This window comes from Mycobacterium sp. (assembly GCF_035603715.1).
Taxonomy (GTDB): domain Bacteria; phylum Actinomycetota; class Actinomycetes; order Mycobacteriales; family Mycobacteriaceae; genus Mycobacterium.
Genome location: NZ_DATNJW010000385.1, coordinates 1 through 10,673, shown reverse-complemented (window position 1 = coordinate 10,673; position 10,673 = coordinate 1). Strand labels below are relative to the sequence as shown.

10 protein-coding genes are annotated in these 10,673 nt (G+C 66.4%); 2 read left to right on the top strand and 8 right to left on the bottom strand.

The features are described from left to right. Positions 1-1,601: acetolactate synthase large subunit (locus VN856_RS15990; protein WP_414686972.1), on the bottom strand; the 1,601-nt coding region annotated here is incomplete at its 3' end. Positions 1,602-1,973: 372 nt separating this feature from the next. Here VN856_RS15990 and VN856_RS15985 point away from each other — a divergent pair. Beyond that, complete coding sequence (locus VN856_RS15985; protein WP_325690698.1) at positions 1,974-2,378, top strand: PH domain-containing protein; 405 nt, start codon at positions 1,974-1,976, stop codon at positions 2,376-2,378. Here the strand turns inward: VN856_RS15985 and VN856_RS15980 are convergent. Beyond that, a complete protein-coding gene (locus VN856_RS15980) occupies positions 2,375-3,178 on the bottom strand; it encodes a DoxX family protein (RefSeq protein WP_325690701.1) in 804 nt (267 codons plus the stop codon). The genes VN856_RS15985 and VN856_RS15980 overlap by 4 nt on opposite strands. A gap of 218 nt (positions 3,179-3,396) precedes the next feature. On the opposite strand from VN856_RS15980, the gene VN856_RS15975 reads away from it, so the two are divergent. Beyond that, positions 3,397-4,518 carry a PQQ-dependent sugar dehydrogenase gene (locus tag VN856_RS15975; RefSeq protein WP_414686971.1) on the top strand — a complete coding sequence of 374 codons (1,122 nt, stop codon included), beginning with the start codon at positions 3,397-3,399 and terminating at the stop codon, positions 4,516-4,518. Positions 4,519-4,522: 4 nt separating this feature from the next. On the opposite strand, the gene VN856_RS15970 is transcribed toward VN856_RS15975, so the two are convergent. The 6 genes from VN856_RS15970 to gatA all read right to left on the bottom strand — a co-directional run. Next, positions 4,523-4,780, bottom strand: a complete 258-nt coding sequence (locus VN856_RS15970; RefSeq protein ID WP_325690696.1) for a flavin reductase family protein — start codon at positions 4,778-4,780, stop codon at positions 4,523-4,525. Between the two features lie 31 nt (positions 4,781-4,811). Further along, a complete protein-coding gene (locus VN856_RS15965; protein WP_325690695.1) occupies positions 4,812-5,663 on the bottom strand; it encodes an alpha/beta hydrolase in 852 nt (283 codons plus the stop codon). Between the two features lie 173 nt (positions 5,664-5,836). Further along, entirely contained in the window at positions 5,837-7,360 is a 1,524-nt protein-coding gene (gatB, locus tag VN856_RS15960) for an Asp-tRNA(Asn)/Glu-tRNA(Gln) amidotransferase subunit GatB (RefSeq protein WP_325690694.1), read from the bottom strand. A 10-nt stretch (positions 7,361-7,370) separates the two neighbouring features. Then, complete coding sequence (locus VN856_RS15955; protein ID WP_325690692.1) at positions 7,371-8,072, bottom strand: PAS and ANTAR domain-containing protein; 702 nt, start codon at positions 8,070-8,072, stop codon at positions 7,371-7,373. 84 nt (positions 8,073-8,156) lie between these two features. After that, entirely contained in the window at positions 8,157-9,188 is a 1,032-nt protein-coding gene (locus tag VN856_RS15950; protein WP_325690690.1) for an ATP-dependent 6-phosphofructokinase, read from the bottom strand. Between the two features lie 39 nt (positions 9,189-9,227). Next, positions 9,228-10,673, bottom strand: a 1,446-nt coding sequence (gene gatA / locus VN856_RS15945) for an Asp-tRNA(Asn)/Glu-tRNA(Gln) amidotransferase subunit GatA (RefSeq protein ID WP_325690688.1), incomplete at its 5' end; no start/stop codon positions are given.

Below are 10,673 nucleotides of genomic sequence, written 5' to 3'. Positions count from 1 at the left end.
AGCGCCTCGGCCAGCTTGACGAAGTCGGGGATCCGGTGCGAGTGGGTGGCCAGGTCGGTCTGCGAGTACCGCTCTCCGTAGAACAGGGTCTGCCACTGACGCACCATGCCGAGGTTGCCGTTGTTGATCAACGCCACCTTGATCGGTGCGCCCTCGATCGCGCAGGTGGCCAGTTCCTGGTTGGTCATTTGAAAGCAGCCGTCGCCGTCGATCGCCCACACCTCGGCGTCGGGTCGGGCCATCTTGGCACCCATGGCTGCGGGGATGGCGAAGCCCATGGTGCCCAAACCGCCGGAGTTGAGCCAGGTTCGCGGCTTTTCGTAAGAGACGAACTGCGCGGCCCACATCTGGTGCTGGCCGACGCCCGCGACGTACACCGCGTCGGGGCCGGCGATCTCGCCCAGTTTCTCGATGACGTACTCCGGGCTCAGGCTGCCGTCGCTCTGCGGCCCGTAGCTCAGCGGGTAGGTGGCCTTCACCTCGTTGAGGTAGCTCCACCAGTCGGCGATGTCGATCTTGGCCGTTGCGTCGTGGTGCCGCAGTGCCGCGATCAGCTCGGTGATCACGGCTTTGACGTCACCGACGATCGGCACGTCGGCGTGCCGGTTCTTGCCGATCTCGGCCGGGTCGATGTCGGCGTGAATGACCTTGGCCTCAGGGGCGAACGAGTCGAGTTGTCCGGTGACCCGGTCATCGAAACGGGTGCCGAGTGCGATCAACAGGTCGCTGCGCTGCAGCCCGGCCACCGCCGAGACGGTGCCGTGCATGCCCGGCATGCCCAGGTGCTGGTGGTGGCTGTCCGGGAAGGCGCCGCGCGCCATCAGTGTGGTGACCACCGGGATGCCGGTCAGCTCGGCCAGTTCCCGCAGTTGCTCGGTGGCCTCGCCGCGGATGACCCCGCCGCCGACGTAGAGCACGGGTTTGTGCGCTGCGGCGATCAGCTTGGCGGCCTCGTTGATCTGCCGGTTGTGCGGTTTGGTGTTCGGCTTGTAGCCAGGCAGATCCATGCGCGGCGGCCAGCTGAAGGTGCACGGGGCTTGCAGCACGTCTTTCGGGATGTCGACGAGCACCGCGCCCGGCCGTCCGCTGGCGGCGATGTGGAAGGCCTCGGCCATCACCCGCGGGATGTCGTCGCCGTCGCGCACCAGGAAGTTGTGCTTGGTGATCGGCATGGTGATGCCGGAGATGTCGGCCTCTTGGAAGGCGTCCGTGCCGATCAGCGAACGGCCGACCTGGCCGGTCACGGCGACCACCGGGATCGAGTCCATCTGCGCGTCGGCCAGTGGAGTCACCAGGTTGGTGGCCCCGGGACCGGAGGTGGCCATCATGACGCCGACCTTGCCGGTGGCGTGCGCGTAGCCGCTGGCAGCGTGGCCGGCGCCCTGCTCGTGGCGAACCAGCACGTGCCGCAGCTTCTTCGAGTCGAACAGCGGGTCGTAGACGGGGAGCACGGCGCCGCCCGGGATACCGAAGATGACCTCGACGTCGAGCTCCTCCAGCGACCGGATTACCGACTGTGCGCCGGTGAGTTGCTCAGGCGCAACATGTTTCGGCCGGGCCGTCGGCGGCTTGGCGGCGGGCTTCGCCGCATCGGAGGCGATGCGTGCCACATCCTGCGACGCAGGCGTCGAAGCCGGTGCCGGCGGCTCGGAATGCGGCCTGGTGGGTGCGCTCACTGTGTCCTCTTCGTCGTTGTTCGCTCTGGAAAGTTGTAGGTGATCTTTTTGCTGACTCACTTCGATGGTGGGCAACAAAAAACCCCCGTCAGCTCAGCAGCTGCACGAGGGTTGCGCGTCGGTGGACTTGATCAGTCAGGCACCAACGCGCATGCGGATTACTACGAGCTTTCCAGAAGTGTTCATCGCCCCACGACGGTAGCCGCCGTACTGGTCAAACGTCAAATCCCGATGGTTGCCGGACCGCGCAGGTCAGGCGTTGTCGTCGCCACCGGATACCGGTGCCATGATGCATGCATGGCCACCGATTCAGCGGAGGAAAACCCATCCACACCGCCGGTGGTGATCAGCATTTCGCCGATGGCCCACTTCGCGGTGGGTTTTTTCGCCCTCGGGCTGCTCGTGCCGGTGCTGACCTGGCCGGTGACGGCACCGCTGCTGATCATCCCGGCGCTGTTGTCGGCGTTGATTGTTCGGCTGCGCACACAGGCCGACGGCAACGGTGTCGCGGTGCGCACCCTGCTCGGCAGCCGATCGGTGCGGTGGGAGGAAATCGACGGGTTGCGATTCCGCAGGGGCTCGTGGGCGCGCGCTCAGCTCAAAAGCGAGGGTGAGTTGCGGTTACCGGCGGTCACTTTTGCGACGCTGCCGCAGCTGACCCAGGCCAGCGCCGGCCGAGTGCCCAATCCGTACGCGGACTAGCCCACCGGGTTGGCGCCGTTGAGCAGTATCCATAACCCCACGCCGGCGCCAATGCCCACCACCAGAGCGGCAAACGACCCGATGAACGGTCGACGGGCCCAGCCGCGACCTGCGTCGAAGCCGTATTGCCCGGGGCCGGCCAGGATGACCGCGGTGGCCATCACGATCAGCGTGATCTCGTATTCGTGCCCACTGGGCAGGAAGTACGGGAACGACCGGGGTCCGTGCTGCGCCGACATCCCGGCCAGCAGGCTGTTGGTCAGGTAGGCCAGCACGCCGGCCGCAGCCAGCGGAGTGAACAGGCCGAGCACCAGCAGCACGCCCGCCGCGATCTCGCCGCCGGCGGCGCAGTAGGTGAGGATGTCGGCGTGCTGGTAGCCGATGCCGGACAGCGCGTTCCTGAAGCCTGTCAGACCCTCTCCGCCCCACCAGCCGAACAGCTTCTGCAGCCCGTGCGCAACGAATACGCCACCGAGGCCCACCCGCAGAATCAACAGGCCCAGGGGTTGGGTGCCGCGACGGGCGGCGGCGCGGACCCGCTCGTCGTCGAAGTGCTCGTGGCCGTCCATCCCGTCGGGCGCGAATATCGAGTGCCCGCCGGTGGGCTGGGGCTGATAGGGCAATGGCTCGTGGCCGCCCATCACACCCACGCCACTGCTCGACGACCGCACGCTGCCGGAATCATTGGAGTCGTAGTGCGGGATCAGGGTCGTCTCGAAATCACCCGCATAGGTGTCCGATGGCAGGTCGTCTTCGGGGTCGACCACGCTCGCGGAGGTCGGCCGCTCCGCAGTCGGCATCGCGGATGAGTCCGGTCGTTGCCAATGTGTGCTTTTCGATTGACTGCTCACCCGTGCCAGGGTAAGGGCAATTTCCTGGGAATCGGGGATTTGAGCGGCGCTTTCGGTGGTCCGATTTGCCCGTCGTCGCGGGTGGGCCGGTTGTTTGCGGGCGACGGCGGATGGCGTGCGGTACCCGTCACGGGCACCGGAGCGGACATATCCGTAATCTGGCAGCTATGCGGTTGTGGAGGTCGGGGCGGCGCAGTTCGGCTGTGCTCTGCGCGACGATGCTCGTTTTGGCTGGTTGCGCCCAGTTCAACGACATTCAGTCGCAACCGTTCACCACCAATCCCGAACGGCAGCCTCCGCCGAGTTCGTCACCACCACCACCCCCGCCGCTGCCTGACAAGCCATTCCCCAAGGAATGCCCGGCGCCGGGAGTGATGCAGGGCTGCCTGGAGAGCACCAGCGGCCTGCTCATGCAACCCGACAGCAAATCGGCTTTGGTTGCCGAGCGGACGACCGGCGCGGTCAAAGAGGTGTCCGTGAGCGCCGAACCCAAGGTGAAAACCGTCATCCCGGTGGACCCGGCCGGCGACGGCGGGCTGATGGACATCGTGTTGTCCCCGACCTACAAACAGGACCGACTGATGTACGCCTACATCAGCACACCGACCGACAATCGGGTCATCCGTGTCGCCGACGGCGACATCCCCAAAGACATCTTGACCGGAATTCCCAAAGGCGGCAACGGCAACACCGGCGCACTGCTTTTCACCAGCCCCACCACGCTGGTCGTCATGACCGGCGACGCGGGCAACCCGGCGATGGCCAACGATCCGGCATCGCTTGCCGGAAAGGTGCTCCGGCTCGAGCAGCCCACCACGCTGCACCCCGCGCCGCCGACGACCGCGCTGAGCGGAATCGGCGCCGGCGGCGGCCTGTGCACCGACCCCGTCGATGGCTCGATGTTCGTTGTCGACCGCGCACCCACCGCCGACCGGCTGCAGCGAATCACCAAGGACTCCAAGGTTTCCACCGTGTGGACGTGGCCGGATCGACCTGGGGTGGCCGGCTGCTCGGCGCTGGACGGCACCGTGCTGGTCAACCTGGTCAACACCAAGCAGACGGTGGCCGTCCACCTGGCCCAGGGCACCGGCGCGGTCACCGGCCCACCCGATGTGGTTCGCCAGGACACTCACGGACATGCATGGGCGCTGCGGATGTCACCGGACGGCAACGTATGGGGCGCGACGGTCAACAAAACCGCCGGGGACGCCATGAAACTCGACGACGTGGTGTTCCCGCTGTTCCCGCAGGGCGGCGGCTTCCCGCGGGCCAACGACGACAAGACCTAACGTCTCAGGCGTTGTGGCCCGGTGTCAGATCGGCCATGTCGGGGAAGCTGATCAGCTCGTCCTTCGGCTCCCCGGCTGCTCCGCCAATCGGTTCCAACAGGTAGCCGACGTGATCGCCGAGGTCGACTCGCTTCAGCGTCGTGCCGACGAACCACGCCACCGCGTCGTCGAGGATCGGCATGCCATGCGGGCCGGGATGCGATGAACAGTGATCGAATTTGTCGACCTGGTCACCGGTTTGGCCACCGAACAGGCGTGTCAAGCCGATGCGGCGATTCGGACGCTAGCGCCGATTATGCGGCGTCAGAGCCGTTTTCGTTGTCGCCGAACAGAAACTGTTCCACCAAAGCACTGACCAGCGTTGGGTCCTCCAAGCCGGCCAGGTGGGCCACCCCATCGAGCACCCGGACCGACGATCCGGGGATGGCATCGGCCATCGCGATCGCTTCCCGCGGCGGAAAGGTCACATCCTCGACGCCGCCGACAACGAGCACCGGCGTCTTGATAGTGCCGAGCAAGGCACGCTGGTCCGGCCGGCGCGGGACCACACTCTTCACCGCCCACGAGACAGATGCGACGTCCACGGCTTTCACTGTGTTACGGACGTGCGCGACGACCTCGGGACGCTGCCGAAAGGTGGTCGGCCCCAGGAATGCCTTCAGCACAGGCCGATTCAGCAGCGTTCCTATCCCACCGGTCCACTTCGCCAGTGCAAGCAGGACCGCGAACTGCACCTTTTGGCGGGCGCCGGCCCGGCCCGCCGTGCAGTTCATCAGCACCGCTCCCCCGATCCGCTCGGGATAGGTGGCGGCGAAGGTCCCGCCGATCATGCCGCCCCAAGAGTTGCCGACGAAGTGCGCCTTGTCGATACCGAGCCCATCGAGGATGTCGACCACGCACCGGGCACAGTCGTCGAAGCTGAATAACCGCGTCAGAGGCTGGCTGCCGCCCTGCCCGGGCGGGTCGACCAGCACCACCTGCCGTCGCGCGATAAGACCATCGGCAACCCCGTACCACATGTCACCGGTCATCAGCAGGCTGGGCCAGAAAACAATAGGGGAACCGGATCCCCCTATTTGCAGCCGAATTCGGCCGAGAACAGTGTCCACTGTCTGCTCACGAAGCTGATCGCCGATGCTCGTCATCGTCGCCCACCATACCCACGACTCAAACCGGTAGCGTTCGGAAAATGCACACGGGTCCGGGCAACCTGCTCGGAGCGATGCTCGGCGAACAGACAATCGATCCGCATTTATCCGGGCCTCCAGTTGGTGCTGGCTCCGCTTGCCCATCCGTTCGGCTAATTGACCAGCTTGTTCTAGCTGCAGGCCGCGAGCACCAGCTCGCGCACCCGCGCGGCATCGGCCTGCCCCTTGGTCGCCTTCATCACAGCGCCGACGATCGCGCCTGCCGCCTGCACCTTGCCGCCGCGAATCTTTTCGGCCACATCGGGATTGGCGGCCAGAGCTTCATCGACCGCCGCCTGGATCAGCGAGTCGTCACGCACCACGGCCAGCCCGCGCGCGGTCATCACCTGTTCAGGTTCACCCTCGCCGGCCAGCACGCCCTCGACCACTTGGCGGGCCAGCTTGGTGGTCAGCGTGCCGCCGTCCACGAGCGCCACCACCGCGGCGACTTGCGTTGGGCTGATGGGCAATTCGTCGAGTTCAACGCCCGATTCATTGGCCTTCTGCACCAGGAAGTTGCCCCACCAGGCCCGGGCCTGTTCGCTGGAGGCGCCTTGATCGACGGTCGCGATAACCAGATCGACGGCGCCGGCGTTGACGAGATCACGCATCACCTCGTCGGAGAGACCCCAGTCTTGCTGAATCCGCTTGCGGCGCAACCATGGTAGCTCGGGAATGGTTTCACGCAGGCGCTCGACGAGGTCAAGGCTGGGCGCGACCGGCTCCAAGTCGGGTTCGGGAAAGTAGCGATAGTCTTCCGCGGTTTCCTTGGTGCGGCCCGAGCTCGTGTAACCGTCCTCGTGAAAGTGCCTGGTCTCCTGGATCACTCGGCCACCCGAGTCGAGCACGGCACCCTGACGCCGCATCTCGTAGCGGACCGCCACCTCGACGCTCTTGAGCGAGTTGACGTTCTTGGTTTCGGTTCGGGTGCCGAATTCGCTGACTCCCTTCGGTTTCAGCGAAACGTTGGCGTCGCAGCGCATCGAACCCTGGTCCATCCGCACATCCGAGACGTCCAGCGAACGCAGCAGGCCACGCAGTGCTGTGACGTAGGCGCGGGCGATCTCCGGTGCCCGCTCGGCGGTGCCCTCGATCGGCTTGGTGACGATCTCGATCAGCGGCACACCGGCTCGGTTGTAGTCGGCCAGCGAGGTGGTCGCCCCGGCGATCCGCCCGGTGTCGCTGCCCAGATGGGTCAGCTTCCCGGTGTCCTCCTCCATATGGGCGCGCTCGATCTGCACCCGAAAGGTGGTGCCGTCGTCCAATGGGACATCGAGGTAGCCCTGGACGGCGATCGGCTCGTCGTATTGGGAGATCTGGTAGTTCTTCGGCTGGTCCGGATAGAAGTAGTTCTTCCGCGCGAACCGGCCCCACGGCGCGATGTCGCAGTTGAGCGCCAAGCCGATCCGAATCGCCGACTCGACGGCCGCCTCGTTGAGCACCGGCAGCGATCCGGGCAGGCCGAGACACACCGGGCACACGTGTGTGTTGGGTTCGGCGCCGAACTCGTTGGCGCAGCCGCAGAACATCTTGGTGGCCGTGGACAGCTCAACATGCACTTCCAGGCCGAGCACCGGGTCGTAGCGCGCGATCACATCGTCGTAATCGAGCAGCTCCGCCCCGGGCGCGTGGGCGGCGCTCGCAGCAGAAGTCATGCGGTCGATCCTAATTGGCGGTCGAAGCGGCCTTGCCATCGCCGTCGCCGCGGACTCCCTCGTCGATGGTCAGCAGCGCGTGATCGAACGCGGATCGAGAAGTGATGCCGTCGTCGCGGACGGCGCGGAAGTCGTCGACGATCTTCTCGGCCAGCAGGCGCAGCTTCACATTGCTCGATTGCGAGCGCCATCTGAGCAGATCGAAAGCGGAGTCATCGTCCAGGCCGTAGATCAGCATCAGCATGCCTTTGGCCTGCTCGATGATCGCGCGGTGCTCGGTGATTTCGGCGACCCTCGCCGAGATGAGGTCCTCACGCGCCCGATCCGACGACGGCGTGATGTCCACGTAGTAGCCATGTGTGCCGATCGCCACGTCCTGAGGGTCGGTGAGCAGGTCGCCGACCACGACCACCTGGTGCACGACGCCACGGGTGTCGACGATGCGATGCCGGGTGCTGAATGCGCGGCGGGCACGCAGCATCTCGTCGATGGTCTTGGCCACCTCGCCACGATCCTCGGGGTGTTTGTGTTCCAGCACCAGTTCGGTGGTCGGGGTCACCGTGCCCGGCTCGTAGCCATGCATGCGCTGCACCTGCTCCGACCACTCCCAGCGTTGGTCCTCGAAGTAAAAGCGAAACCACCCGACGCGCTGCGGCGCTCCGGCGAAGGCCTGATCGACCTCGCCGCCGTGGCCATCCAGCTCAGCAGTCATTGCCACCCGCCGCAGGTCAAAAGGCCGAACATCTTCGTCAGGTTACCGCTAGCCGTTACGTCACGGATCCCTTCGGCGTGAGCGTCAGCCGAAGAACGCGGCGGCATCGTCGTAGCGACTCTGGGGTACCAGCTTCAGCTGGCGGACCGCGTCGGCCAGCGGTACCCGGCCGATGTCCTGACCACGAAGCGACACCATCTGCCCGTATTCGCCGGCATGCGCGGCGTCGGCGGCGTTGACCCCGAACCGGGTGGCCAGCACCCGGTCGTAGGCGGTCGGCGTACCGCCGCGCTGGACGTGGCCGAGCACGGTGACCCGGACGTCTTTGTTGATCCGCTTCTCGACTTCGATCGCCAGCTGCGCGGCCACCCCGGTGAACCGCTCGTGGCCGAACTCATCGGTGCCGCCTTCGGCCAGCTTCATCGAACCTTCGGCCGGCTTGGCGCCCTCGGCGACCACGCAGATGAAATGGGAATCGCCGCGCTGGAAGCGCCGCTTGACCAGTCGGCACACCTCGTCGATGTCGAAGGGCTGCTCAGGGATCAGCGTCATGTGCGCCCCGGAAGCCAGCCCGGAGTTGAGCGCGATCCAGCCGGCGTGCCGGCCCATCACCTCCACCAGCATCACCCGCTGGTGTGACTCGGCCGTGCTGTGCAGCCGGTCGATGGCGTCGGTCGCCACCATCAGCGCGGTGTCGTGGCCGAAAGTCACGTCGGTGCAATCGATGTCGTTGTCGATGGTCTTCGGCACCCCGACAACGGGGACGTTCTCTTCAGACAACCAGTGCGCGGCGGTCAACGTGCCTTCGCCGCCGATCGGGATCAGTACGTCTATGCCGTTGTCGTCCAGCGTCTGCTTGACCTGGTCAAGTCCGGCACGCAGCTTGTCCGGATTGACACGCGCGGTGCCCAGCATCGTTCCGCCTTTGGCCAACAGCCGGTCATTGCGGTCGTCGTTGGCTAGTTGCATGCGCCGGTTTTCCAGCAGGCCACGCCAGCCGTCCTGGAATCCGACCACCGACGACCCGTATCGCGAGTCGCTCGTCCGCACCACCGCCCGGATGACGGCGTTCAGGCCCGGACAGTCACCACCCCCGGTGAGAATTCCAATCCGCATGTGTTCATCTTGCCCCGAGAGAGCCGTTGCGGCAGCCGATCAGATGGCCGACGGCAGCGGTCCCCGGGCGGCCTCGTAGGCCGCCGCCACCCGGTAGAGCCTGTCGTCGGCCAGCGCCGGCGCCATGATCTGCAGGCCGACCGGCAGGTTGTCGTCGTCGGACAACCCGGACGGCACCGACATCCCGCAGTGTCCGGCCAGGTTCAGCGGCAGCGTGCACAGGTCGAACAGATACATCGCAAGTGGGTCGTCGACCTTCTCCCCCAACAGGAACGCGGTCGTCGGTGTGGTGGGTGAAATCAGCACGTCGACGGATTGGTAAGCGGTGTCGAGGTCGCGCGCGATCAGCGTGCGCACCTTCTGTGCCTGGTTGTAGTAGGCGTCGTAGTAACCGGCCGACAGCGCGTAGGTGCCAATCATGATGCGCCGCTTGACTTCCGGCCCGAATCCGGCGGCCCGGGTCAGTGCCATCACTTCCTCGGCGCTGTGTGTTCCGTCATCCCCGACGCGCAACCCGTAGCGCATCGCGTCGAAGCGGGCCAGGTTGCTCGACACCTCCGACGGCAGAATCAGATAGTAGGCAGGTAGCGCGTGATCGAAATGGGGACAGTCGACTTCGGACACGTCGGCACCGAGCGCGGTCAACTGCTCGACGGCTTCGTTGAACGACGCAAGCACGCCGGGCTGATAGCCGTCGCCGCGCAACTGCTTGACGACCCCGATCCGTACGCCTTTGAGATCGCCCGCGGCTCCGGCTTTTGCGGCGCCGACGATGTCGGGCACCGCGGCGTCGATGGAGGTGGAGTCGCGGGGGTCGTGTCCGGCGATCACCTCGTGCAGCAGCGCGGTGTCGACGACTGTGCGCGCGCAGGGGCCGCCTTGGTCCAGCGACGACGCGCAGGCCACCAGGCCGTAGCGGGAGACCGTGCCGTAGGTGGGCTTGACCCCGACGGTCGCGGTCAGCGCGGCCGGCTGCCGGATCGAGCCGCCGGTGTCGGTGCCGATGGCCAGCGGGGCCTGAAACGCCGCGAGCGCGGCGGCGCTGCCCCCACCCGAGCCGCCCGGCACCCGGTCGGTGTTCCACGGGTTGCGGGTCGGGCCGTATGCGGAGTTCTCCGTCGAGGAACCCATCGCGAACTCGTCCATGTTGGTCTTGCCGAGGATCGGGATGCCGGCTGCGCGCAACCGCGCGGTCACCGTCGCGTCGTAGGGCGAACGCCAGCCCTCGAGGATCCTCGAGCCGCAGGTGGTGGGCATGTCGACGCTGGTGAACACATCTTTGAGGGCCAGCGGGACCCCTGCCAGCGCCGAGACCGGCTGCTCACCGGCGGCCAGTGACTTGTCGACAGCGGCCGCCGCCGACAGCGCCGCGTCGGGCGCGACATGCAGGAAGGCGCCATACCGCTGATCGGTCGCCGCAATCTGGTCCAGGTAGGCCTGGGTGACCTCAGTCGACGACAGCTCCTTGGCGGCGATTTTCGCGGC